The 24127-nt window shown below is 49.0% G+C and carries 24 protein-coding genes and 2 tRNA genes; 9 read left to right on the forward strand and 17 right to left on the reverse strand.

Annotated elements, in window-relative coordinates; translation table 11 throughout:
• Window positions 1–11: 11 nt before the first annotated feature.
• From infB to rlmE, 10 genes are all read right to left on the reverse strand, one after another.
• Complete coding sequence (gene infB, locus D5398_RS15990) at window positions 12–2705, reverse strand: translation initiation factor IF-2 (RefSeq protein WP_120508524.1); 2694 nt, start codon at window positions 2703–2705, stop codon at window positions 12–14.
• Between the two features lie 24 nt (window positions 2706–2729).
• Window positions 2730–4238: a transcription termination factor NusA gene (gene nusA, locus D5398_RS15995; protein ID WP_120133272.1), complete on the reverse strand. Its 1509-nt coding sequence runs from the start codon at window positions 4236–4238 to the stop codon at window positions 2730–2732.
• A 23-nt stretch (window positions 4239–4261) separates the two neighbouring features.
• Window positions 4262–4714: a ribosome maturation factor RimP gene (gene rimP, locus D5398_RS16000; protein ID WP_147243271.1), complete on the reverse strand. Its 453-nt coding sequence runs from the start codon at window positions 4712–4714 to the stop codon at window positions 4262–4264.
• A 229-nt stretch (window positions 4715–4943) separates the two neighbouring features.
• Window positions 4944–5020 (reverse strand) — tRNA-Met (locus D5398_RS16005).
• Window positions 5021–5079: 59 nt separating this feature from the next.
• Window positions 5080–5166 (reverse strand) — tRNA-Leu (locus tag D5398_RS16010).
• An 86-nt stretch (window positions 5167–5252) separates the two neighbouring features.
• A complete protein-coding gene (gene secG, locus D5398_RS16015; protein WP_113877110.1) occupies window positions 5253–5588 on the reverse strand; it encodes a preprotein translocase subunit SecG in 336 nt (111 codons plus the stop codon).
• 235 nt (window positions 5589–5823) lie between these two features.
• Window positions 5824–7164 carry a phosphoglucosamine mutase gene (gene glmM, locus D5398_RS16020; protein WP_120508525.1) on the reverse strand — a complete coding sequence of 447 codons (1341 nt, stop codon included), beginning with the start codon at window positions 7162–7164 and terminating at the stop codon, window positions 5824–5826.
• Window positions 7165–7166: 2 nt separating this feature from the next.
• Complete coding sequence (folP, locus tag D5398_RS16025) at window positions 7167–8006, reverse strand: dihydropteroate synthase (protein WP_120508526.1); 840 nt, start codon at window positions 8004–8006, stop codon at window positions 7167–7169.
• 124 nt (window positions 8007–8130) lie between these two features.
• The gene (gene ftsH / locus D5398_RS16030; RefSeq protein ID WP_120508527.1) at window positions 8131–10074 is read right to left on the reverse strand and encodes an ATP-dependent zinc metalloprotease FtsH; all 1944 of its coding nucleotides are present in this window, start codon (window positions 10072–10074) and stop codon (window positions 8131–8133) included.
• A gap of 56 nt (window positions 10075–10130) precedes the next feature.
• Window positions 10131–10760, reverse strand: coding sequence for a 23S rRNA (uridine(2552)-2'-O)-methyltransferase RlmE (gene rlmE / locus D5398_RS16035; protein WP_120133276.1), 630 nt, complete (start codon window positions 10758–10760; stop codon window positions 10131–10133).
• A gap of 182 nt (window positions 10761–10942) precedes the next feature.
• Between rlmE and yhbY the strand changes: the two genes are divergently transcribed.
• Window positions 10943–11239 carry a ribosome assembly RNA-binding protein YhbY gene (gene yhbY, locus D5398_RS16040; RefSeq protein ID WP_095923662.1) on the forward strand — a complete coding sequence of 99 codons (297 nt, stop codon included), beginning with the start codon at window positions 10943–10945 and terminating at the stop codon, window positions 11237–11239.
• Between the two features lie 180 nt (window positions 11240–11419).
• Here yhbY and greA read toward each other — a convergent pair whose 3' ends face one another.
• Window positions 11420–11896: a transcription elongation factor GreA gene (gene greA / locus D5398_RS16045; protein WP_120133277.1), complete on the reverse strand. Its 477-nt coding sequence runs from the start codon at window positions 11894–11896 to the stop codon at window positions 11420–11422.
• A 281-nt stretch (window positions 11897–12177) separates the two neighbouring features.
• On the opposite strand from greA, the gene dacB reads away from it, so the two are divergent.
• From dacB to pmrB, 3 genes are read left to right on the forward strand one after another with little or no spacing between them, the layout of a single operon-like run.
• On the forward strand, window positions 12178–13611 hold the full coding sequence (dacB, locus tag D5398_RS16050; protein ID WP_120508528.1) for a serine-type D-Ala-D-Ala carboxypeptidase: 1434 nt from the start codon (window positions 12178–12180) through the stop codon (window positions 13609–13611).
• 20 nt (window positions 13612–13631) lie between these two features.
• A complete protein-coding gene (gene pmrA / locus D5398_RS16055) occupies window positions 13632–14294 on the forward strand; it encodes a two-component system response regulator PmrA (RefSeq protein WP_120508529.1) in 663 nt (220 codons plus the stop codon).
• Window positions 14291–15382: a two-component system sensor histidine kinase PmrB gene (pmrB, locus tag D5398_RS16060; RefSeq protein WP_120508530.1), complete on the forward strand. Its 1092-nt coding sequence runs from the start codon at window positions 14291–14293 to the stop codon at window positions 15380–15382. Before pmrA ends, pmrB begins: the two co-directional genes overlap by 4 nt.
• A gap of 85 nt (window positions 15383–15467) precedes the next feature.
• On the opposite strand, the gene cgtA is transcribed toward pmrB, so the two are convergent.
• The 4 genes from cgtA to rplU form a co-directional block, all read right to left on the reverse strand.
• Window positions 15468–16640, reverse strand: coding sequence for an Obg family GTPase CgtA (gene cgtA, locus D5398_RS16065; protein ID WP_120508531.1), 1173 nt, complete (start codon window positions 16638–16640; stop codon window positions 15468–15470).
• A 33-nt stretch (window positions 16641–16673) separates the two neighbouring features.
• The gene (locus D5398_RS16070) at window positions 16674–17630 is read right to left on the reverse strand and encodes a DMT family transporter (RefSeq protein ID WP_120508532.1); all 957 of its coding nucleotides are present in this window, start codon (window positions 17628–17630) and stop codon (window positions 16674–16676) included.
• Window positions 17631–17715: 85 nt separating this feature from the next.
• On the reverse strand, window positions 17716–17973 hold the full coding sequence (gene rpmA / locus D5398_RS16075; protein WP_013573805.1) for a 50S ribosomal protein L27: 258 nt from the start codon (window positions 17971–17973) through the stop codon (window positions 17716–17718).
• Between the two features lie 18 nt (window positions 17974–17991).
• Window positions 17992–18303 carry a 50S ribosomal protein L21 gene (rplU, locus tag D5398_RS16080; protein ID WP_013573804.1) on the reverse strand — a complete coding sequence of 104 codons (312 nt, stop codon included), beginning with the start codon at window positions 18301–18303 and terminating at the stop codon, window positions 17992–17994.
• Between the two features lie 259 nt (window positions 18304–18562).
• Between rplU and ispB the strand changes: the two genes are divergently transcribed.
• On the forward strand, window positions 18563–19534 hold the full coding sequence (ispB, locus tag D5398_RS16085) for an octaprenyl diphosphate synthase (protein WP_120508533.1): 972 nt from the start codon (window positions 18563–18565) through the stop codon (window positions 19532–19534).
• 50 nt (window positions 19535–19584) lie between these two features.
• Here the strand turns inward: ispB and D5398_RS16090 are convergent, their stop codons facing one another.
• On the reverse strand, window positions 19585–19944 hold the full coding sequence (locus tag D5398_RS16090) for a DNA-binding protein (RefSeq protein ID WP_120508534.1): 360 nt from the start codon (window positions 19942–19944) through the stop codon (window positions 19585–19587).
• Window positions 19945–20634: 690 nt separating this feature from the next.
• Here D5398_RS16090 and D5398_RS16095 point away from each other — a divergent pair.
• Window positions 20635–20907 (forward strand): helix-turn-helix domain-containing protein, encoded by a 273-nt coding sequence (locus tag D5398_RS16095; RefSeq protein ID WP_120508535.1) that lies wholly within the window; start codon window positions 20635–20637, stop codon window positions 20905–20907.
• Between the two features lie 60 nt (window positions 20908–20967).
• Here D5398_RS16095 and mdh read toward each other — a convergent pair whose 3' ends face one another.
• Window positions 20968–21906 carry a malate dehydrogenase gene (mdh, locus tag D5398_RS16100; RefSeq protein WP_120508536.1) on the reverse strand — a complete coding sequence of 313 codons (939 nt, stop codon included), beginning with the start codon at window positions 21904–21906 and terminating at the stop codon, window positions 20968–20970.
• A 466-nt stretch (window positions 21907–22372) separates the two neighbouring features.
• Here mdh and argR point away from each other — a divergent pair, with 466 nt between their 5' ends.
• From argR to yhcN (D5398_RS16115), 3 genes are all read left to right on the forward strand, one after another.
• Window positions 22373–22843 carry a transcriptional regulator ArgR gene (argR, locus tag D5398_RS16105; RefSeq protein WP_120508537.1) on the forward strand — a complete coding sequence of 157 codons (471 nt, stop codon included), beginning with the start codon at window positions 22373–22375 and terminating at the stop codon, window positions 22841–22843.
• A 469-nt stretch (window positions 22844–23312) separates the two neighbouring features.
• The gene (gene yhcN / locus D5398_RS16110; RefSeq protein ID WP_112286808.1) at window positions 23313–23576 is read left to right on the forward strand and encodes a peroxide/acid stress response protein YhcN; all 264 of its coding nucleotides are present in this window, start codon (window positions 23313–23315) and stop codon (window positions 23574–23576) included.
• A 200-nt stretch (window positions 23577–23776) separates the two neighbouring features.
• Window positions 23777–24040: a peroxide/acid stress response protein YhcN gene (yhcN, locus tag D5398_RS16115; protein ID WP_120508538.1), complete on the forward strand. Its 264-nt coding sequence runs from the start codon at window positions 23777–23779 to the stop codon at window positions 24038–24040.
• The last annotated feature ends 87 nt before the right edge of the window (window positions 24041–24127 follow it).

Consider the following 24127-nt stretch of genomic DNA (forward strand, 5'->3'; position numbering starts at 1 on the left):
CTTCGCAAACGTTAAGCGATAGTACGTTTGATCTCGATGATTTCGAAGACTTCGATCACATCGCCAGTACGTACATCGTTGTAGTTCTTAACGCCGATACCACATTCCATGCCGTTACGAACTTCTGCAACGTCATCTTTGAAGCGACGTAGGGATTCCAGTTCGCCTTCGTAGATCACCACGTTTTCACGCAGTACACGGATTGGGTTGTTACGCTTGATCATACCCTCAGTCACCATACAACCTGCAATAGCGCCGAATTTCGGTGACTTGAACACGTCACGAACTTCAGCCAGGCCGATGATTTGCTGTTTGTACTCTGGCGCCAACATACCGCTCATCGCCTGTTTGACTTCATCAATCAGGTTATAGATAACGGAGTAGTAACGCAGATCCAGGCTTTCGTTTTCTACGACACGGCGGGCAGAAGCATCTGCACGGACGTTGAAGCCCAGGATGATCGCGTTGGAAGCAGCGGCCAGTGTTGCGTCAGTCTCGGTGATACCACCGACACCCATACCGACGATTTTAACTTTAACTTCGTCAGTAGACAGATTCTGCAACGCATCGGAAATCGCTTCGCAAGAACCCTGAACGTCAGATTTCAGAACGATGTTCAGTTCAGAAACTTCGCCTTCAGTCATGTTCGCGAACATGTTTTCCAGTTTAGATTTCTGCTGACGAGCCAGTTTCACTTCACGGAATTTACCCTGACGATACAGAGCAACTTCACGGGCTTTCTTCTCGTCACGAACGACGGTCACTTCATCACCCGCAGCCGGAACGCTGGACAGACCCAGAACTTCGACAGGGATAGAAGGACCCGCAGACGTAATGTCACGACCCATTTCGTCACGCATCGCACGGACACGGCCGTATTCGAAGCCACACAGAATGATGTCGCCTTTGTTCAGAGTACCTTCCTGAACCAGAACGGTGGCAACCGGGCCACGACCTTTGTCCAGGAAGGACTCGATCACAACGCCACTTGCCATACCCGTGCGAACGGCTTTCAGTTCCAGAACTTCGGCTTGCAACAGGATAGCCTGCAACAGATCATCGATACCGGTACCGACTTTCGCAGAAACGTGGATGAACTGAGATTCGCCGCCCCACTCTTCTGGCATAACGCCGTACTGAGAAAGTTCAGTACGAACGCGATCCGGATCAGAGTCTGGCTTATCAATTTTGTTCACTGCAACCACGATTGGCACGCCAGCAGCTTTCGCATGCTGTACGGCTTCGATGGTTTGTGGCATCACGCCATCATCTGCTGAAACAACCAGAACAACGATATCCGTTGCCTGAGCACCACGAGCACGCATTGATGTAAATGCGGCGTGTCCCGGTGTATCCAGGAAGGTGATCATGCCGTTTTCAGTTTCGACGTGGTACGCACCGATGTGCTGGGTAATACCGCCGGCTTCGCCCGCAGCAACTTTCGTTGAGCGAATGTAGTCAAGCAGGGAGGTTTTACCGTGGTCAACGTGGCCCATGATGGTCACAACCGGAGCACGAGGCTCAGCAGCAGCAGACGCACCCGTATCACGATCGCTCATCAGCGCTTCTTCCAGCTCGTTTTCACGACGCAGGATAACTTTATGGCCCATTTCTTCCGCAACCAGTTGAGCAGTTTCCTGATCAATAACCTGGTTGATGGTGGCCATGGCGCCCAGTTTCATCATAGTTTTGATGACCTGAGAACCTTTAACTGCCATTTTATTTGCCAGCTCAGCAACAGTAATGGTTTCACCCACTACAACATCGCGGTTCACTGCAACAACAGGCTTGTTAAAGCTCTGCTGTAAGGTGCTTGGCTTACGCTTACCTTTACCGTTACGGCCAACAGCACGGGCTTCTTCGCGATCCGCTTTAGATTCGGACAGCTTGTTGCCTTTTTTCTGTTTGGTCGCTTTTCCACCACGGGTACGTGTACGACGTTCGCCTTCAACTTTGGCGTCATTTTCGTCTTCAGCAGCACGAGCATGGGTAGAAGTGGTGACATGGTAGTCAGCAGATTCTGATTCGCTTGGTGCGGCAGCTTCAGTCCAGACACCAGAGTCAGCCATTTTACGGGCCTCTTCTGCGATGCGCTTGGCGTTTTCTTCGATCTTACGCTGGGCTTCTTCTTCCGTTTTGCGTTTCAGCTCTGCGGCTTCAGCTTCACGGCGTGCTTTCTCTGCCTGAGCTGGTTTAGTTACTTCGTCAGTATGTTGATTCGTCACTTTATCTTTTTCCGCTGCATCACGCTTAGCTTTATCAGCGGCCTCACGTTTAGCTTGCTCTTCGGCGGCGCGTTTGGCTTTTTCCTGAGCTTCGCGCTGGGCTTGCTCTGCTGCTGCACGCTGTGCCTGTTCTTCCGCGTCACGCTTCGCCTGCTCTTCCGCTTCGGCCTGGGCAACTTCTGCCTCGGTCATATCACGTTTAACATAAGTGCGTTTCTTGCGGACCTCGATTTGCACCGATTTACTCTTCCCGCCGGTGCTCGGAATATTCAGTGTACTACGCGTTTTGCGTTGTAACGTCAGTTTGTTTGTCGCACCGGCATTTCCGCCATTCAGGTGCGCCAATAATGTTTCTTTTTCTTGCTGGGTCACAGAGTCAGCTTCGGACTTCGAGATCCCTGCATCAGCAAATTGCTGTACCAGGCGATCTACCGGAGTCTCAATCTCTGCCGCCAGCGATTTTACAGTTACATCTGTCATGCTGTTCCTTCCTGCTACAGTTTATTACGCGTTGTCGCCAAACCAGCAGATATTGCGCGCGGCCATGATAAGTTCACCAGCCTGCTCGTCTGTAAGACCTTCAATATCAGCCAGATCGTCGACACCCTGCTCGGCAAGATCTTCCAGCGTACAAACCCCTTGTGCAGCCAGTTTAAACGCCATGCTACGTTCCAGACCCGCCAGGTTAAGCAGATCGTCAGCAGGCTTTTTGTCACCGAGACTTTCTTCCTGAGCTAAAGCCAGTGTGGTCAGCGCTTCTTTCGCACGTTCGCGCAGCGCATCCACGGTGTCTTCATCCAGGCCGTCGATTTCAAGCAGTTCGTTGACTGGCACGTAAGCCAGTTCTTCAAGCGTTGAGAAACCTTCTTCTACCAGCACCGTGGCGAAATCTTCATCGATGGCCAGGTATTTGGTAAAGGTAGCAATCGCAGCGTGTGCCTCAGCCTGATGTTTGGCTTGCAGGTCGTCTGCTGTCATCACGTTCAGTTCCCACTTGTCATCACCACGATGCTGTTTCAACAATTGGGAGGCCAAACGCACGTTCTGGCCATTACGGCCAATCGCCTGTGCCAGATTGCTGGCTTCAACGGCGATATCCATGGTGCATTTATCTTCATCAACAACGATGGAAGCGACATCTGCCGGTGCCATTGCGTTAATTACGAATTGCGCAGGATTGTCATCCCAAAGGATGATATCGATACGTTCACCGCCCAGTTCACTGGAAACAGCCTGAACGCGTGCACCACGCATACCGACACAAGCACCGACCGGGTCGATACGTTTGTCGTTAGTTTTTACTGCAATTTTCGCACGGGAGCCAGGATCACGGGCTGCCGCTTTAATTTCGATCAACTCTTCGCCAATTTCAGGCACTTCGATGCGGAACAGCTCAATAAGCATCTCGTTACGTGAACGGCTGACGAACAGCTGGGCACCGCGAGCTTCAGGGCGAACATCATACAGAACGCCGCGAATACGGTCGCCGGAGCGGAAGTTTTCACGCGGAAGCATATCTTCACGCAGAATAACGGCTTCAGCGTTGCTGCCTAAATCCAGAGCGATGCTGTCACGGTTAACTTTCTTAACCACGCCGGTGACGATCTCACCTTGCTGCTCACGGAATTGATCAACTACCATCGCGCGCTCTGCTTCGCGTACTTTCTGTACGATAACTTGCTTAGCAGTTTGCGTGGTGATGCGGTCAAATGTGACCGACTCGATTTGATCTTCAATATATCCGCCCAGGTCGATTGACGGATCTTCGTATTGTGCAGCTTCGAGGGTGATTTCGCGGGTCGGCTGAGTCACTTCGTTGACTGCCACCCAGCGACGGAAGGTATCGAAGTCACCTGTTTTGCGGTCAATGCTGACGCGGACTTCGATTTCCTGCTCGTATTTTTTCTTGGTCGCCGTTGATAATGCAATTTCCAGCGCTTCAAAAATCTTCTCGCGCGGGAGGGATTTTTCATTAGAAACTGCTTCTACAACAGCCAGAATCTCTTTGTTCATCCTAGTTGCCTCTTCCAAACTCTTTAAAAGTGGGGTACCAGGTTCGCTTTCTGGATGTTGCTCAGTGCGAACACTTCATCTTTCCCTTCCACTGTCACCGTGATCATTTCGCCTTCGACAGCCTTAATAATGCCCTGCCATTTGCGACGATTCTGCACTGCCATACGCAGAACAATGCTGACTTCATCACCCAGGAAACGTTGATAATGTTCAGCGGTGAACATAGGACGATCAAGGCCTGGAGAGGAAACTTCCAGGTTGTAGGCGACGGTGACTGGATCTTCAACGTCCAGCACAGCGCTCACCTGGTGGCTGACATCAGCACAATCATCAACATTGATCCCGGCGTCACTATCAATATAGATGCGCAACGTCGATTGGCGAGCCCGAACGAACTCGATGCCCACCAGCTCAAAGCCAAGTGCCTCGACTGGTGCTGTAATCAGCTCTGTTAATTTTTGTTCTAATGTGGACAAGCCCACCCCCAAGACATAAAAAAAGGGCTAAATAGCCCAGTGATTCTGTTGCCAAATAACAAAAAACCCCGATAAATCGGGGCTTTATGCAACTGGACCCTATTCGCCGCATAGCGGCTTCGGTACAACTTTCGCGAAGTGTTATTTCAAATAGAAGCTTTCAAATTGGAACTGCAGAACATCACAGGTAGACACTGAAAGTCTATTTGAAATAAACACTTAGGGAAAGTGGTTGCGGGGGCCGGATTTGAACCGACGACCTTCGGGTTATGAGCCCGACGAGCTACCAGGCTGCTCCACCCCGCGTCCGAAAACGTGGCAAATACTACGCCGATAATCGCTAAAAAGCAAATTATCATAAAGATTGGTACCGAGGACGGGACTTGAACCCGTAAGCCCATTCGGGCACTACCACCTCAAGGTAGCGTGTCTACCAATTCCACCACCTCGGCACTCTTTTTTTTCACAATCGCTTGTACTGTCCAAGTACGAGCCACTGTTTAAAACCTTTCACTTCTTGCGATAAGAAGGTTACTGCTTAGTGAGGAACGTCACTGTTAGGCGCTGCTGGAGCTGCCGGTGCAGTGGTCTGCTCAGTTTTCGCTGGCTGACTCAGGTTTTCCCACTCACTACCTTTTTGGCTTTTATTGGTGCTCATGTTCCCGAGAATCAAACTAATGATAAAGAACAGTGCTGCCAAGATGCCGGTCATACGGGTCATGAAGTTACCGGAACCACTCGAACCGAACAATGTGCCAGAAGCACCTGCTCCGAAAGAGGCTCCCATATCAGCGCCTTTACCTTGCTGCAGCATAACCAGAGCAACAAGCCCGATTGCTACGATAAGGAAAATCACCAGAAGAGCGTCGTACATAGTAGTACCTGTATCCTCGCGGGTTCACCGCATGCCAATTGCTTCTCACCATTTAGCAGGTCATTCAAGGACCCACTGAAGCGGGTGTGAATACTAACCAAAGCCGTATTGCCGCGCAAGGGCAATTTTCACCAAACTGTTCGTTTGCGGAAAAAAACGGCAAATTGGCAGAAAAGTGGCTGACAGGACGATCCTCAGCCACGCATATCTCGAAAATTCACCGTTTTTTATCGGGTTACGCTTTGACTGCTTTTACCGCGTCTGCAATGCGGTTGGCCAGTCTTTCCACCAGTTCCGCATCTTCACCCTCTACCATGACACGCAGCAGAGGTTCGGTGCCTGATTTACGCAACAGTACCCGGCCGCGGCCAGCTAACTGTTTTTCAACCTCGGCCGTCACCAGCTTAACTTCGTCGGATTCCAGCGGATCATGTTCTCCGGCGAAACGGACGTTAATCAGGATCTGCGGAAGCAATTTCATACCGCTGCACAGATCATGCAAGCTCATGTGATTGCGAACCATGGCGGTGAGCACTTGCAAACCGGCCACAATGCCGTCACCGGTGGTAGTTTTGTCCAGCAGGATGATATGGCCTGAGTTTTCAGCACCAATGCGCCACCCTTTTTCCTGCATTTTTTCCAGCACGTAACGGTCGCCCACTTTCGCGCGGGTGAATGGAATACCCAGCTGTTTTAATGCCAGTTCCAGACCCATATTGCTCATCAGGGTGCCAACGGCGCCGCCTTTGAGCTGGCCCTGACGCAGACCTTCACGTGCAATGATGTAGAGGATCTGGTCTCCATCCACTTTATTGCCTTCATGGTCGACCATAATCAGACGATCGCCGTCGCCATCAAATGCCAGTCCGACATGGGCTTTTTCTGCCAGAACGCGTTGCTGTAACTGGCGGACGTCTGTCGCACCACATTCTTCGTTAATATTCATCCCATCAGGGTCGCAGCCGATGGTTATCACTTTTGCACCCAGTTCACGCAGAACGCTTGGAGCAATGTGGTAGGTCGCGCCGTTGGCACAATCGACAACAATTTTAAGCCCGTTCAGACTCAGTTCGCTCGGGAATGTCCCTTTACAGAATTCGATATAACGCCCGGCAGCATCCACGATACGGCTGGCTTTACCCAACGCGGCTGATTCAACGCAGGTCAGCGGTTTTTCAAGCTCAGCTTCAATGGCTTCTTCCACTTCGTCTGGCAACTTTGTGCCGTCAATAGTGAAGAATTTTATGCCGTTATCGTAAAACGGGTTATGCGACGCAGAAATCACAATTCCGGCTTCCGCACGGAAAGTACGGGTCAGATACGCAACCGCAGGTGTTGGCATCGGGCCGGTAAAAGAAGCAGACAGCCCCGCTGCCGCCAGACCGGCTTCCAGAGCCGACTCCAGCATATAGCCGGAAATGCGGGTATCTTTACCGATAATCACTTTGCCAGAACCATGACGCGCCAATACTTTGCCAGCAGCCCAGCCCAGTTTAAGAACGAAATCAGGAGTAATCGGGCTGTCACCTACTTTTCCGCGAATGCCATCAGTACCAAAGTATTTACGGTTGCTCATAATTAATTTTTATCCCTTGCAGAAAGTGTCGCTTCCACGATACGCATCGCTTCGACGGTTTCTTTAACATCATGTACGCGAACTATCTGAGCTCCCTGCATAGCAGCAATCACAGCGCAGGCAACACTGCCCGTCACACGTTTCTCCGGTGACACATGCAGTAACTGCCCTACCATAGATTTCCTCGACATTCCCACCAGAAGTGGCAACCCGAAGTGATGGAACTCAGCCAGCCTGGCGAGTAACTGGTAGTTATGTTCTAAATTTTTACCGAAACCGAAGCCCGGGTCGAGCAGCAATTTGTTTTTCGGAATACCGGCATTCACACAACGTGCAATTTGCTCGACAAAATACTGGTCTACCTGCGCAACGACATTGTCGTAATGCGGGGCATGCTGCATGGTTTTCGGGTCGCCTTGCATGTGCATCAGACAAACGGGTAATCCCGTTTCTGCGGCAGCCTGCAATGCTCCCGGCTCCTGAAGTGAACGAATATCGTTAATCAGATGCATACCGGCATTTGCTGCTTCGCGGATAACCGACGCTTTCGAGGTATCCACGGAGATCCAGACATCAAAACGTCGGGCAATCGCTTCTACGACCGGCACCACACGGGCCAGCTCTTCCTCTTCGCTGACTTCTGTGGCGCCCGGACGCGTTGATTCGCCGCCGATATCCAGGATTGTCGCCCCGGCATCGACCATCGCCTGAGCGTGCCGCAGCGCAAGATCCAGCGTGTTGTGTCGCCCGCCATCAGAAAAAGAATCCGGGGTAACATTCAGGATCCCCATCACCTGGGGAAAAGTGAGATCCAGTGTCGACTCTCTGGCTGTGAGGTGCATAAATCATGTCCCTTCTGATCATTCGTAGAGGCAGTTTCAAATTCCGATGCAAAGAATGCACGCATAAAAAACCCCGGGCAAGCCCGGGGTTGAGTGTTATCTGCGTTATTTTCTAACTCGCTGCTTATTTGCCGCTGAATTGCTCAAACATCGTGTTGCCAGGATTTGGCGTACGAGGTTCGTCAACTGGCGTTGGCGCTTTTGGAGCACCGCCGTCGTTAGAATTGCTGCTGCCGTTTTTACCGTTAGCATCATCCCAGCCAGCTGGCGGGCGAACTTCTGTACGGTTCATCAGGTCATCAATTTGTGGCGCATCAATGGTTTCGTACTTCATCAGGGCATCTTTCATTGAATGAAGGATATCCATGTTTTCCATCAACAGCGTACGCGCACGAATGTAGTTACGTTCAACCAGAGATTTCACTTCCTGATCGATGATGCGGGCAGTTTCATCAGACATATGTTTGGCTTTCGCGACTGAACGACCGAGGAAGACTTCGCCTTCTTCTTCCGCATACAGCAACGGACCTAATTTCTCTGAGAAGCCCCACTGCGTAACCATGTTACGGGCAATAGAAGTGGCAACCTTGATGTCGTTTGACGCACCGGTTGACACTTTTTCCACACCGTAGATGATCTCTTCAGCAAGACGGCCACCGTACAAGGTAGAAATCTGGCTTTCGAGCTTCTGACGGCTGGCACTGATAGCATCGCCTTCAGGCAGGAAGAAGGTCACACCGAGTGCCCGGCCACGAGGAATAATGGTCACTTTATGCACAGGGTCATGTTCAGGAACCAGACGACCGATGATGGCATGGCCTGCTTCATGATATGCGGTGGACTCTTTCTGCGATTCAGTCATCACCATGGAACGGCGCTCAGCACCCATCATGATTTTGTCTTTGGCTTTTTCGAACTCAACCATCGACACCACACGTTTGTTACCACGTGCAGAGAACAATGCAGCTTCGTTGACCAGGTTAGCCAGGTCAGCACCTGAGAAGCCAGGTGTACCACGGGCAATCACAGACGCATCAACGTCAGTAGCCAGCGGAACGCGACGCATGTGAACTTTAAGGATCTGTTCACGACCACGTACGTCTGGCAAGCCTACAACAACCTGACGGTCGAAACGGCCCGGACGCAGCAATGCCGGGTCAAGAACGTCCGGACGGTTGGTTGCTGCGATCACAATGATCCCTTCGTTACCTTCGAAGCCATCCATCTCAACCAACATCTGGTTCAGTGTCTGTTCACGTTCATCGTGACCACCACCTAAACCTGCACCACGCTGACGGCCAACGGCGTCGATTTCATCGATAAAGATGATACATGGAGCGGCTTTCTTCGCCTGTTCGAACATGTCACGCACACGAGATGCACCGACACCCACGAACATTTCTACGAAGTCAGAACCGGAAATCGTAAAGAATGGCACTTTGGCTTCGCCGGCGATCGCTTTCGCCAGCAACGTTTTACCGGTACCCGGAGGACCGACCATCAGAACGCCTTTAGGAATTTTACCGCCCAGTTTCTGGAAACGGCTTGGCTCGCGCAGGTAATCTACCAGCTCGCTCACCTCTTCCTTCGCTTCGTCACAACCTGCAACGTCAGCAAACGTGGTTTTGATTTGGTCTTCCGTCAGCATGCGGGCTTTGCTTTTACCAAAGGACATTGCCCCTTTGCCACCGCCGCCCTGCATCTGTCGCATAAAGAATATCCAGACGCCAATCAGAAGCAGCATCGGGAACCATGAAATGAAGATAGTCGCCAGGAAACTCTGCTGTTCAGGCGGTTCACCAACAACTTTCACGTTTTTGCTCAGCAGCGTATCCAGCAATTTAGGATCATTAACCGGAATATAGGTTGTGTATTTGCTGCTGTCTTTTTTGATAACGTCAATCGCACGTCCATTGATACGTACTTCACGGACCTGGTCTTGGGCCACTTCGGTTGTAAAGGTAGTGTAATCTACCTTACTGCCATTAGATTCGCTGGGACCAAAACTCTGAAATACAGACATCAATACAACCGCGATGACTAACCAGAGGATCAGGTTCTTCGCCATGTCACTCAAGGGATTAACCTCATATTACAACTGTGTTAACAAACAGCGTTAGGGAACTACAGTTTCCGCCCTGTCGCTACGATGTACACTTCTCGCGAACGTGCTCGGGAAGCGTCTGGCTTACGAATCTTCACCTTCGTAAACAGGGAGCGAATTTCCCGCAGGTATTCATCAAAGCCATCTCCCTGAAACACCTTCACCAGGAAACTTCCGCCTGGTGCTAATACATCCCGACACATATCCAATGCTAATTCAACCAGATACATCGATTTTGGAATATCGACTGCCGGAGTACCGCTCATATTAGGCGCCATGTCGGACATGACCACCTGAACTTTGTTTTCTCCCACGCGTTCAAGCAACGCTTTGAGAACTAATTCATCACGAAAATCCCCCTGAAGGAAGTCGACTCCAACAATAGGATCCATAGGTAAAAGGTCAAGAGCAATAATGCGCCCTTTGCTACCGATTTGCGTAGCCACGAACTGTGACCAACCGCCCGGAGCTGCACCTAAATCGACCACCGTCATACCTTGTTTAAACAGCTTATCGCTTTGCTGTATTTCATCAAGTTTAAACCAGGCACGGGAGCGCAGCCCTTTTTTCTGTGCTTGTAGCACATATTTATCGCTAAAGTGTTCCTGCAACCAGCGACTGGAACTTGCAGAACGCTTCTTATTAGACATTATTTAGTAACCATATAGTTGTCCAACCACCCTGAGTTAGAGCCTTTGGAACAAGCTGTTAGCATCATGACGTCTATGGCTAAGTCAGTATAATTGCCTTCCCGAAGCAGTCCGGGTTGGTCATATACATGAGATGGCGGTAGAATGACCCGTTTTCAATCCCAACTTAAGCAAAAAAGACGATGAATCTTAACAATAAACAAAAACAGTACCTGAAAGGTCTGGCACATCCACTGAAACCGGTTGTTATGCTGGGCAACAACGGCCTGACAGAAGGTGTGTTGGCCGAAATCGAACAGGCACTGCAACATCACGAACTGATCAAGGTAAAAGTCGCGGCAGAAGAACGTGAGACGAAGACCTTGATCGTAGACGCGATTGTGCGTGAAACCAAGGCGTGTAATGTGCAAGTCATCGGCAATATGCTGGTACTTTATCGCCCTTCCACCGAAGACCGCAAAATTATCTTACCGCGTTAATCCATTAAGGTTTAACGAAAAGCGCTGTAGATTTTCGGAAAGGTGCCACGAAATCACGTTCAGGGGAAGGTCTCAGCAGGCCTTTTTACTTTAGTTTTCAATTTACTGTGAAGCAATTCACTGCATGAATGTGAGAATGACAGGGCGAAACTTCACGTTTCGCCCTTTTTAATGCAGATTTTAGAGGTATTCGACCTTCAATACTTCAAACTCAACATCACCGCCAGGCGTTTTGATGACCACAACGTCATCCTGTTCTTTACCGATCAAACCACGTGCAATCGGGGAATTAACAGAAATGAGGTTCTGCTTAAAATCAGCTTCGTCATCACCCACAATGCGGTATTTCTGTTCTTCTTCGGTGTCCAGGTTCATTACAGTTACTGTGGCACCAAAAATCACGCGGCCAGTCGCTGGCATTTTGGTCACATCAATAACCTGAGCATTCGAAAGCTTAGCTTCGATTTCCTGGATACGCCCTTCACAAAAACCCTGCTGCTCACGCGCAGCATGGTATTCAGCATTCTCTTTTAAATCGCCGTGCTCACGTGCGGTCGCGATATCAGCAATGATTTTCGGACGACGGACACCTTTAAGGTGGTCCAGTTCTTCACGTAATCTTTCTGCGCCACGCAATGTCATCGGAATCGGTTTCATATCTTCATTACCTCTAACTTGGTCCTTTCGGTAAACACCGTCCTGATTGAATCAGGTAAGAAATTAAGCCAGCTCTTCTGACCGACTCTCTGGCGAAAAACAAAAAAAACCTCACCCGGAGTTGCCACCAGGCCAGGATTCATTTTGCAATTTGATTCGTATTTTAACGTAGAGTTCCTTGAGGATCATCGTTTACTTTCAGCCACGTTGCGCCTTGGTTCGTAGCATCGTAGTATGGCACCACATTATCCCGCCCTTACCCAGAGCCTTTACTCAAAATAATGCGTTTTTTACGAATTGTCAGTGGATTAGCATGCGCGTTTGTACTGAATACAAATGCGGCTCAGATCGAAAATTACACAGAATATCTGCCTGATGGCACGAATCTGGCTGTGCTGGTACAGAAAATTGGCGCGCCTGCGCCTGCTATAGACTATCACGGTACTCAAATGGCCCTTCCCGCCAGTACCATGAAAATCCTGACCGCGCTGGCCGCTTTGCTGCAACTGGGGCCTGATTTTCGCTTTACCACCACACTTGAAACACCGGGTTCCGTTTCTGATGGCGTATTAAAGGGTGATTTGGTTGCTCGTTTTTCCGGCGATCCGACTTTAAAACGTCAGAATATTCGGAATATGGTCGCCGTATTGAAAAAACAGGGCGTCAAAGAAATTACCGGCGATGTGGTCATCAATACCTCTGTTTTTGCCAGCCATGATAAAGCGCCGGGATGGCCGTGGAACGATATTACACAATGTTTTAGCGCTCCGCCGGCAGCAGCTATTGTCGACAGAAACTGTTTCTCCGTCTCGCTCTATAGCGCACCGAAGCCTGACGAAAACGCATTTATCCGCGTGGCTTCATACTATCCGGTGCATATGTTCAGCGAAGTGCGCACTCTGGCGAAAGGTTCTCCGGATGCACAGTATTGTGAACTGGACGTTGTACCCGGTGAATTCAATCGCTATACCCTCACTGGCTGTCTGACGCAACGCAGCGAGCCTTTGCCGCTGGCGTTTGCTATTCAGGATGGCGCCAGTTACGCCGGCGCTATACTGAAAGATGAGCTGTTGCAGGCTGACATTCAGATTGATGGCACGTTGAAGCGTCAGACTCAGCCGACACCGGCTGGCACCGTTCTGGCACAAACCCAGTCGGTGCCGTTGCATGACCTGCTGCATCAGATGTTGAAAAAATCAGACAACATGATCGCCGATACGGTATTTCGTACTATTGGTCATCAGCGTTTTGGCGTGCCGGGAACGTGGCGTGCTGGTTCAGATGCTGTCCGTCAAATTTTGCGCCAAAAAGCAGGCGTGGATTTAGGTAACTCTATCCAGGTCGATGGCTCCGGTCTTTCCCGCCATGACTTGCTGTCACCCGCCACTATGATGCAGGTGCTGCAATACATCGCTCAGCACGATAAAGAGTTAGACTTTATCTCAATGCTGCCATTAGCGGGCCATGACGGAACCTTGCAATATCGCGGTGGTCTTCATGAAGCAGGCGTTGACGGAAAAGTGTCGGCGAAAACCGGTTCCCTGTCTGGCGTGTACAACCTTGCTGGCTTTATTACGACAGCCAGCGGACAGCGAATGGCCTTTGTACAGTTCCTCTCTGGCTATGCAGTCCCGCCTGAAGATCAACGCACACGACGGGCTCCTCTGGTGCGCTTTGAAAGCCGTCTCTACAGGGATATCTACCAAAATAATTAACTACGGAGAAGTGCCAGACGATGAAACTGCTGATTGTTGAAGATGACGAACTTTTACGGCAGGGGTTGATGCTGGCACTAACCGGTGAAAATTATGCCTGCGACTGCGCTTCAACGGCGGCCGAGGCGCAGAGCCTGATTCAAGCGAGCCAGTACAGTCTGGTGATCCTGGATTTAGGATTGCCAGACAAAGATGGCGCGACGTTGCTACGTCAGTGGCGACGTCAGAACATCGCTCTCCCAGTCCTTATCCTTACCGCCCGTGATTCACTGGAAGATCGCGTTGACGGCCTCGATGCTGGCGCCGACGATTATCTCATTAAACCTTTTGCGCTGGTCGAATTGCAGGCCCGCGTCAGGGCGCTTATCCGTCGCTATCAGGGACAAAGCGACAATCAGATTTCAGTGGGCAACCTGAAAATCAACTTATCCTCTCAGCAGGCATATCTTGATAACAATCCGGTAGAAGTCACCCCCAAAGAGTTCGCGATTTTGTCACGTCTGATGATGCGTGCAGGGCAAACCGTAAACAGGGAATTACTTCAGCAGGATCTTTACACCTGGCAGGATGATCTTGGTTCCAATACGCTTGAGGTTCATGTTCACAATCTGCGTCGTAAGCTCGGTAAAGAAGTCATTCGTACCGTGCGTGGCATTGGCTACCGGCTGGAAATCCTACAATGACCAGTATGCGTCGCCGCCTGCTGGTTATGCTGGCACTGATATTATTCGTCACCCAGCTCACCAGCGTTTTCTGGCTCTGGCATGAAAGCCAGGAGCAAATTAACCTGTTGGTTAATGACACAATTTCTGCAAAAACACGAAATGCCCATGTTGAGAGAGAAATAGCAGAAGCCATCGCTTCGCTCATCGCTCCCTCTCTGCTGATGATGAGCATTACACTGATTCTGTCCTTCTGGGCAATTAGCTGGATTATCCGCCCGCTCAATCAGTTGCAAAAACGCCTGGAAACTCGATCCGCCGATAACCTCTCTCCTTTGCCGCTCAACAGCGAAATAAGGGAAGTCGTAGCGGTCACCAATGCGCTTAACCAGCTATTTTCCCGTCTCTCCAATACCATCCAGCAGGAACGATTATTCACTGCTGACGCGGCACATGAGCTGCGCACTCCTCTGGCTGGCGTACGATTACATCTGGAAATCATGCACAAAAATGGCGTGGAAGGCAGCGATACGCTGATAAGCCGTATCGACCTGCTGATGCACACCATAGAACAATTGCTGATGCTGGCTCGTGCCGGACAGAATTTTGCGAAAGGCGAATACCAGCAGGTGGATCTCATCCGCAACGTCATTAAGCCACTCGAAGAAGAGTTACGCGAAATGTTGGATGAACGTGCGCAGAAACTGAGCATCCAGTTACCTGCCCGCGCTGAGATTCAGGGCGACGCAGTGCTGCTGCGATTAATGGTGCGAAATCTGGTCGAGAACGCTTACCGTTATAGTCCGGAAAATAGCGGTATCACTATTACAATTGCGCCGAAAGATAATGGCTTCCTGATACAGATAGATGATGCGGGTCCGGGCATTGATGAAACCAAAGCCAGCGAACTGACACAGGCATTTAAACGCAGTGATCAACGTTATGGCGGGAGCGGTCTGGGACTGAATATCGTGGTCAGGATTGCACATCTGCATGGTGGCACCCTGACGTTGCGTAACCGCACCGGCAACACCGGACTCTGCGCCCAATGCTGGTTACCGGATGTCGCATTACAAAGCTCCCTGACGCTAGCACCTGACGCCCGTTAATACGCTCTTTTATCACCATGCGATTAAAATGAAAAAGGCTGCCAGAGGCAGCCTTTTTTCAGCGACGGGACGCTAATACTCGGGATTAACGTTCGTAAATGATTTCGACGCCTTCGTCGTCATCTTCATCCCAGTCATCATCCCAGTCGTCGTCAGCTTCTGCTTCCACTTCAGCAAGTTGTTCACGATGATAGTCATCCCACATGAACTCAACTTTCTCTGGCGCAGCAACTTCGATTGCCATGTGCTTAGGATTTTCGTTGATGAATTTCATCACATCCCAGCACAGCGCATTCACGCCTTCGCGGTTTGCAGCGGAGATCAGATAGTAATTACCTTCCCAGCCCAATGCATCGGCGATCGCTTTTGCACGAGTTTCCGCTTCTTCTTTTTCGATCAGATCAACTTTGTTGAATACTAACCAGCGCGGCTTCTCAGCCAGCTTGGCGTTGTATTGCTTCAACTCATTGATGATGACTTTCGCATTTTCGATCGGATCAGATTCATCGATCGGCGCGATGTCGATCAGGTGCAACAGAACACGACAACGCTCAAGGTGCTTCAGGAAGCGAATACCCAGACCTGCGCCTTCAGATGCCCCTTCAATCAATCCTGGAATGTCGGCAACCACAAAGCTCTGCTCGTGATCCATACGGACAACGCCCAGGCTCGGTACGAGCGTGGTAAACGGATAGTCAGCAACTTTAGGTTTCGCCGCAGAGACTGAGCGAATAAAAGTAGATTTACCCGCATTTGGCAGGCCCAGCATACCAACGTCAGCCAGCAACATCAGTTCGAGTGCGATATCGCGCTCTTCACCTTTGGTGCCCATCGTTTTCTGACGTGGTGAACGGTTCACGGAAGATTTAAAGCGGGTATTACCCAGCCCGTGGAAACCGCCTTTCGCGACCATATTAACCTGACCATTATGGGTCATGTCTGCCAGAACTTCACCGGTGCTTTGGTCGAGAACACGTGTTCCGACAGGCACTTTAATGGTGATATCTTTCCCGCGCTTACCGGTACAGTCGCTGCTCTGACCGTTAGTACCGCGCTCAGCACGATAAGATTTCACAAAGCGGAAATCGATCAGCGTATTGAGGTTCTCATCAGCAACCAGGTAAACATCGCCGCCATCGCCACCGTCGCCGCCATCAGGGCCGCCACGTGGAATGTATTTTTCGCGGCGGAAGCTGACGCACCCGTTACCGCCATCACCGGCCACAACCAGAATCGTGGCTTCATCAACAAACTTCATTTGTACCGTCTCCGTAAATCATTCGCCGGGCAGCTAGAGTTTAGCTACCAGGTTTTGCTCTGTCCGACGTGGCCACCAACGATGGCCAATTGCGGAAAACATTGCACCCGCCACCACCACAAATGCCCCAAGATAACCAATGAAATTAAGCACTGGTGCAGCAAAAAAGTCAGGCCAGGCAAGTGCCAATAAATCTGAAAATAGCAGGGTAAACAACGGGGTCAGTGTCACAAGAGCACTTACCTGAGCCGCCTGCCATCTCGCCATCGCTTCCGCTAAGGCGCCATATCCTACTAAGGTATTCGCGCCGCAAAACAACAGACAGGCAAACTGCCAGCCGCTGAGCTGTGAAAGCACCGCCGGGCTGGCCAGCGGGAGCAATGCGATAGAACATAAAGTGTACAGCAAAAACAGGATTTGCGGTGAAGCCAGTTGACGAAGCAATACCTTTTGCGCCACGCCATAGATCACCCAAACCATTGCTGCCCCGACGCCAAAAATCACACCCAAGGTGTAATCCGTCAGACGGGTAAAAATTTCAATCAGGCTGGTATTAAAGAATAATATCAGCCCAAAGATTAACATACTGGCGCCAATGACCTGCGTAACACGCATCCTTTCTTTCAGGATGATCACGCTGGCCACCATCATTCCGACCGGAGAAAGCTGACCGATAACCTGCGAGGCCGTCGGGCTGAGAAATTGCAGGGACGAACTAAAAAGAACAAAATTCCCCAGCAATCCGCAGGTGGCAATCAGGACTAAAACCAGCCACCGTGGCTGGGTGAAAATCGCTTTTGGCGGCAATCTGCGTCTCGCGGCAAGAATACACCCCAACACAATAGCGGCCATCGAAAACCGATACCAAACCACGGTAAAGGGATCCATCACCACTAAAACCTGCTTCATGGCGATGGGCAAAGATCCCCAGCTCATGGCGGTGATCAGCGCCAACATAATCCCTACAGGAGCCTGTGATTTCGTGTCCATATCCCGCCAAAATGGGCTAACCAGAATGTAAAAAGCCCCGCAACGAATTGCGGGGCTTACATCTATTTACTAAGACGCGAAAAACTTATTCAGCTTCGATGCTGATGTACTTACGGTTTTTCGGGCCTTTAACTTCGAACTTGACTTTACCGTCAGCCAAAGCAAACAGAGTGTGGTCCTTGCCGCAACCCACGTTGATACCAGCGTGGAATTTGGTGCCGCGCTGACGAACGATGATGCTGCCTGCCAGTACTGCTTCGCCGCCAAAGCGTTTTACGCCCAGACGTTTAGCTTCTGAATCGCGACCGTTACGTGTGGAGCCGCCAGCCTTTTTGTGTGCCATTGTTCCGCTCTCCTAATCTTAAGCGCTGATGCCGGTGATTTTAACGTCAGTGAACCACTGACGGTGGCCCTGCTGCTTACGATAGTGTTTACGACGACGAAACTTAACGATTTTGACCTTTTCGCCACGACCGTGAGCAACGACTTCAGCTTTAATTACACCGCCAGCAACTAAAGGCAGGCCGATGTTGATTTCTTCACCGTTTGCAATCATCAGAACCTGATCGAATTCGATAGCTTCGCCAGTTGCAACGTCCAGCTTCTCCAGACGAATAGTCTGACCTTCGCTGACACGGTGTTGTTTACCACCACTTTGGAAAACCGCGTACATATAAAACTCCGCTTTCCGCGCACTCAACTTTGTATAGTCCAGAGGGCGCTATAAATATTCACAATAGGGCGCGAATTCTACGCAAAAAATCAGCATAAGACAAGAGCACAATGCCTACAAAAGAAGAAAAAAAGCGCAGTTCTTTCGATAGCATTTATCTACACTGTTTTTCAAGTACAATCCCCTTTACAGTTAGCGCCATGTGCCAATGTGAGCCAGATCTCATTGCGGTGAAGAGAACAACAGCCGAAAAAACACAATGAACCTAGAACAGATTATTGATCTTACCCAGGACGACATGGCTGCAGTCAACGCATCCATACTTGAACAGTTGAATTCAGAGGTTTCTCTCATCAATCAACTGGGATATTACATCATCAGTGGCGGCGGCAAACGCATTCGTCCGATGATAGCAGTACTGGCAGCCAAAGCACTATCCTACGAGGGCGATAAACACGTAAAAGTCGCCGCCCTGATTGAGTTTATTCACACAGCCACACTCTTACATGACGATGTTGTGGATGAATCTGACATGCGTCGTGGTAAAGCTACGGCTAATGCCGCATTTGGTAATGCAGCCAGCGTGCTGGTCGGTGATTTTATCTACACCCGGGCATTTCAGATGATGACAGATCTGGAATCGCTTCCGGTTCTGGCGCTGATGGCAAAAGCGGTGAATGTGATTGCAGAAGGTGAAGTCCAGCAACTCATCAACTGCAATGATCCGGACATCACCGAAGAAAGCTACATGCAGGTTATCTACAGCAAGACGGCACGTCTGTTTGAGGCGGCCTCACAATCTTCTGCCATGCTGGCTGGCGGAAATGATGAGCAAATTAAAGCGTTACAGGATTACGGCCGTTATCTCGGTACCGCTTTCCAGCTGATTGATGATTTGCTCGATTATGACGCTGATGGTGAAACGCTGGGCAAAAACACCGGTGATGATCTTGATGAAGGCAAACCGACGTTACCGCTTCTTCATGCGATGAAACATGGCAATGCTGAACAATCGGCCATGATCCGAAACGCTATCGAAGAAGGTAACGGACGTCATTTGCTGGAACCTGTTCTTGCCGCGATGCATCAGTGGGGCTCACTGACCTATACACGTCAGCGTGCTGAAGAAGAAGCCGATAAGGCTATACAGGCACTTCAGGTTCTTCCTGAATCAGAATATCGGGCTGCACTCGAAGGTCTGGCGCATATGTCTGTAAAACGCGATTTCTGAATATATCCCACCATCTCTGCCTGCTGGCAGGGATGGTGGGTATTTTGCGATTAAATCTCTTCGGGTTTACGTAACCTGTTAAGCATTTCCGCCACACCTTCCCGTACGATAAAAGAAATCATCGTTTCACGTTCCGGTTCTCTCAGTTGTTTATAACTTTCAATCCAAATCGCCAGAGGATCCTGATGAGAGGTATAAACATACTCTGCTGAGTGTTCGTTCATGGCCAGACTCGCCACTGCACTACCCGGTAAACTGTCTATGTGATATTCCACCGCCCGCCCCTGTACTCCCCGCCTGCGGCGCTTAACCCAGCATAATCTGCGAGCCATCCCATGTACGCCTTGAGTTGAGGTTGGAAGGCCTTCTTTTCCGGTCAATTCCTTTGCAGCAAACCACTCTTTTTTCATAACATTCCTTGTATTTCTTATATAAGAATAAGAAAAGTTGTTGTTATACATTCATGACAGAAAATTAATCATGATGTCCTTCCTGGCTAGTGAGTGTTTATTTTAAAGATGGTATTAACACGAGTCATTTAGGAATACAGGTATTTAAAGAAAAGAAGATATTCAATTTTTCAGAATGCGTCTACTGATGCTTTGAAAAGTTTCCATGAATTATATTCATCAAGAGCGGCTCTTTCCCATAAAAAAGACTTTTTCAGAAAGTTATGAAAGCAAACTCTTTGCAGACATACGCATCGCAAATATAAACCAAGTATAACAATAACTTATGTAAAAAGCATTTTACTGAATACTATTATTCACTTGTTAAGCAATTACTTTACACGCATTAAAAATACTTAAGCATTACGAATATTTATGCAATTGCTAGAAATAACAACATTTCAATAACGCATCCTCATTAAATGTTTTCAACAAAATCACTAAAAACCGAGGTGAATCACAAAAAGCAAACTTAAATTACTTGTTTGTTTTAATGATAATAAGAATGTATTTTCGAAATAAGAGAATAACTAATTATTAGGAAACATTGATGAGACAAACTAAAATTATAATGAGCCATCGAAGAATATATATTTTATGCGATAGATTTTTATAGCTTCTTATAATCTGTTCAACCCATGAGGAAAAATCATGACAACAAATAATGAAGACTGGCATCAGGCGGATATCATTGCAGCGCTTCGTAAAAAAGGTACAACGCTGGCAGCGGTGTCACGTTCTGCAGGGTTAAGCTCCTCCACACTGTCAAACGCGCTATCAAGACCCTGGCCAAAGGGGGAGTTACTGATTGCCAATGCGCTGGGCATTCATCCGTCACTCATCTGGCCCAGTCGTTACTTTGATACGAAGACATTAAAGATAATTGAGCGTCGTTGCCGTCCCGCTACTGACACACGCGCGTAAAATCAGAGCTTCAGAAAGCAAAAAACCGCCGGATCGCTCTGGCGGTTTTTACTCGCTGGCTTAGTTATTGATAAACTGCTCACCTAACTCGATATCTTTACGCAGGATATCCAACATTGAGTCCAGAGATTGCTGCTCAAAAGCACTGAGCTTGCCGATGCTGATGAGCTCGGCTATGCCTTCTTTACCCAGAAGAACAGGCTGCGCGAAGAAACGGGCATGTTCGCCATTACCTTCTACATAAGCACATTCAACCACATTGCTTTCACCTTGTAAGGCACGTACCAGAGAAAGCCCGAAGCGTGCTGCGGCCTGTCCCATAGAAAGCGTGGCAGAACCGCCACCCGCTTTAGCCTCTACAACTTCCGTACCGGCGTTCTGAATGCGCTTAGTCAGTGCTTCAGTTTCACTGTCACTGAAAGTGACCTCAGAAAGCTGGGATAATAAAGGAAGGATAGTCACACCTGAGTGCCCGCCGATAACCGGTACTTCAATATCTTCAGGCTGCTTGCCCTTGAGCTCAGCAACAAATGTATTGGAGCGGATGGTGTCCAGCGTTGTAACACCAAACAGTTTGTTTTTGTCGTACACCCCTGCATTTTTCAGTACTTCTGCCGCAATCGCTACTGTCGTATTGACTGGATTAGTGATGATCCCTATGCAGGCTTTCGGGCAGGTGCTGGCGACTTGCTGGATAAGATTACGAACAATCCCCGCGTTAACATTGAACAGATCAGAACGGTCCATGCCAGGCTTACGGGCAACTCCGGCAGAAATCAGAACGATGTCCGCACCCACTAAAGCGGGTTTCGCATCTTCGCCGCAAAAACCTTTAATTTTGACTGCGGTGGGGATATGGCTGAGATCGACAGCGACACCCGGAGTGACCGGAGCGATATCATATAATGAGAGTTCGGAACCGGAAGGTAGCTGGGTCTTGAGCAGAAGCGCGAGGGCTTGACCGATACCGCCCGCAGCACCGAGAACTGCAACTTTCATCCTATACTCCTTTTTTATCATTAACTTATAAGTGTCGTGAAATTATTTTAGTGTGACATTAATCACTTACGCTGTTAAAAACAATTGCTCACCTGCAGAGAAACTGAGGTTGGTCGTTTAGAAAGTAAAAAAATACGTTCACGACGACATTTTCCGGTCTTTTATGACTTTTTATCGGAAAGCTACTCATTAAAAGTAGCACCACAAAACGCACCAGGTTAATAAATGGTTAAATTCGCTCCAAGGTTGAGAGCTGAATCGAGATCATCAGATAAAGAGCGTAATAAAGGTTTCATTTCCCGGTAATGCACAATTTCGGCATATTCATTACCTCTCTATTTCTCTCATAATGCCGGCAATCCTTGCCGGATGCATAATTCGGGATCTACGTCTCTTTGTGTTGTTGCATAAAAATTCAAATATCTGCATAATAATCACAACTATGATACAGAGACCAGGGTGCAAAATGCGTAATCCTGCAAAACAGGAAGATTTGATCAAAGCCTTCAAGGCGTTGTTGAAGGAAGAGAAATTTAGTTCTCAGGGCGAAATTGTGGTCGCACTCCAGGAGGACGGTTTCGAAAATATCAATCAGTCAAAAGTCTCCCGAATGCTGACCAAGTTTGGTGCTGTCAGGACCCGTAACGCCAAGATGGAAATGGTGTACTGCCTGCCCGCTGAGATTGGCGTACCCACCACCACCAGCCCGCTGAAGAATCTGGTACTCGATATTGATTATAACGACGCTGTCGTTGTTATCCGCACCAGTCCGGGCGCTGCACAGCTGATTGCCCGCTTGCTCGACTCTCTGGGTAAATCCGAAGGGATCCTCGGCACAATTGCTGGCGATGACACCATCTTCACGACACCGGCACGCGGCTTTAGCGTTAAGCAACTGCATGACGCGATACTCAGTTTGTTTGAGCAGGAACTGTAAATCCGGCTCATTTTGAACTTACCACAGCGCCTTTTCTCTGCCTGAGGTCAGAAGAACACTTTTTCTGACCTCATCCTTAATTCAACTTTCCAATTCATGCCCGCTTTTTCGTAAGAACCCATCTTTCGCTGCCTGGGTCTTGCTCCCTTCCCGCCGCATTCATTGTTAATTCCCTTAACAAGCACCACAAACACGTCACAGAAACATTTCAATGATGTGATTCACTGCAAAAATAAGCACAAAGAGTCAAATTCACTCAATTTATTGATTTTAAGGAAAATTAACTCAAAAAGATGACTTTTTATACGTTTTTTATTCTTTTTAGTTATTAAAAATACATATAGGGCGCACATAGAAACCCAAATAACTATTAGCAAACTATTAATATTTACAGTTATTAGATGTATACTCATTTCCGTAGTGTGAAGCACCGGATAATGAAAACATAAAAATCGACGAGGTTAAAATCATGAAAGTTAAAACTACAATCGCAACATTAAGCATTCTTTCTGCTCTGTCATTTGGCGTTTTTGCAGCACAACCTGTCACTCAGGAACAAGCTTCAAATCTGCAATCAACCGGTATGATCAGCGTGAGCGGCGTCGCCGGCGCACCTTCGGATATCCGTCAGGCGCTGTCTGATAAAGCCGATGCCAAAGGCGCTAAAGCATTCCGTGTTATCGAAGTTCGTGAAGAAGGTAACTACCACGCTACCGCTGAAATTTACCAGTAAGTTCAGGTAACCGAAGCGAAGGGGCCTGAATGACTCGGGCCCGCGCAATGCGCATTAAGACGGATTTGTCACTGCATCATCAGCGTTCCCGCAGGCTTTACGCACTCCCGAACCCGATATAACAGTTCTGATGAATCCAGACCTCAATCGACGTTGCTATCGAAATAATCCAACAACGTCAGTGAAATCAGGAAATTATCATGAAAATCATTACTACTATTGCCGCCCTTAGCCTGTTATCAGCTGTTTCTTTCGGCGCATCAGCCGCTCAGTTGGTGACCAATCAGCAGGCCGAAAATTTACAGCCTATGGGTATGATCAGCGTCAGCGGCGTTGATGGTGTTCCGACCGATATCCGCCAGCAACTGTCTGATAAAGCCGACAGTAAAGGTGCTAAATCTTTCCGCGTGATAGAAGCCCATAACGACGGCGCTTATCATGCTACCGCAGAAATCTACCAGTAAGATTTCTGAGTAAGTCCCTGATACAAAGCCACTGTTTGAGTATTTTTGAATTAGCGTTACCGGGTTTCAACAGCCACCGTTTGAAGA

It is taken from the genome of Rahnella bruchi, assembly GCF_003614975.1.
GTDB classification, from domain to species: Bacteria; Pseudomonadota; Gammaproteobacteria; order Enterobacterales; family Enterobacteriaceae; genus Rahnella; species Rahnella bruchi.

Coding starts and splice junctions, on each gene's coding strand:
- mdh (WP_120508536.1), bottom strand. CDS start 21,906: ATGAAAGTTGCAGTTCTCGGTGCTGCGGGCGGTATCGGTCAAGCCCTC.
- rlmE (WP_120133276.1), bottom strand. CDS start 10,760: ATGTCTAATAAGAAGCGTTCTGCAAGTTCCAGTCGCTGGTTGCAGGAA.
- rplU (WP_013573804.1), bottom strand. CDS start 18,303: ATGTACGCGGTTTTCCAAAGTGGTGGTAAACAACACCGTGTCAGCGAA.
- pmrA (WP_120508529.1), top strand. CDS start 13,632: ATGAAACTGCTGATTGTTGAAGATGACGAACTTTTACGGCAGGGGTTG.
- nusA (WP_120133272.1), bottom strand. CDS start 4,238: ATGAACAAAGAGATTCTGGCTGTTGTAGAAGCAGTTTCTAATGAAAAA.
- rpmA (WP_013573805.1), bottom strand. CDS start 17,973: ATGGCACACAAAAAGGCTGGCGGCTCCACACGTAACGGTCGCGATTCA.
- D5398_RS16090 (WP_120508534.1), bottom strand. CDS start 19,944: ATGAAAAAAGAGTGGTTTGCTGCAAAGGAATTGACCGGAAAAGAAGGC.
- folP (WP_120508526.1), bottom strand. CDS start 8,006: ATGCACCTCACAGCCAGAGAGTCGACACTGGATCTCACTTTTCCCCAG.
- ispB (WP_120508533.1), top strand. CDS start 18,563: ATGAACCTAGAACAGATTATTGATCTTACCCAGGACGACATGGCTGCA.
- argR (WP_120508537.1), top strand. CDS start 22,373: ATGCGTAATCCTGCAAAACAGGAAGATTTGATCAAAGCCTTCAAGGCG.
- yhcN (WP_120508538.1), top strand. CDS start 23,777: ATGAAAATCATTACTACTATTGCCGCCCTTAGCCTGTTATCAGCTGTT.
- ftsH (WP_120508527.1), bottom strand. CDS start 10,074: ATGGCGAAGAACCTGATCCTCTGGTTAGTCATCGCGGTTGTATTGATG.
- secG (WP_113877110.1), bottom strand. CDS start 5,588: ATGTACGACGCTCTTCTGGTGATTTTCCTTATCGTAGCAATCGGGCTT.
- cgtA (WP_120508531.1), bottom strand. CDS start 16,640: ATGAAGTTTGTTGATGAAGCCACGATTCTGGTTGTGGCCGGTGATGGC.
- greA (WP_120133277.1), bottom strand. CDS start 11,896: ATGAAACCGATTCCGATGACATTGCGTGGCGCAGAAAGATTACGTGAA.
- yhcN (WP_112286808.1), top strand. CDS start 23,313: ATGAAAGTTAAAACTACAATCGCAACATTAAGCATTCTTTCTGCTCTG.
- pmrB (WP_120508530.1), top strand. CDS start 14,291: ATGACCAGTATGCGTCGCCGCCTGCTGGTTATGCTGGCACTGATATTA.
- D5398_RS16095 (WP_120508535.1), top strand. CDS start 20,635: ATGACAACAAATAATGAAGACTGGCATCAGGCGGATATCATTGCAGCG.
- D5398_RS16070 (WP_120508532.1), bottom strand. CDS start 17,630: ATGGACACGAAATCACAGGCTCCTGTAGGGATTATGTTGGCGCTGATC.
- yhbY (WP_095923662.1), top strand. CDS start 10,943: ATGAATCTTAACAATAAACAAAAACAGTACCTGAAAGGTCTGGCACAT.
- glmM (WP_120508525.1), bottom strand. CDS start 7,164: ATGAGCAACCGTAAATACTTTGGTACTGATGGCATTCGCGGAAAAGTA.
- dacB (WP_120508528.1), top strand. CDS start 12,178: ATGCGTTTTTTACGAATTGTCAGTGGATTAGCATGCGCGTTTGTACTG.
- infB (WP_120508524.1), bottom strand. CDS start 2,705: ATGACAGATGTAACTGTAAAATCGCTGGCGGCAGAGATTGAGACTCCG.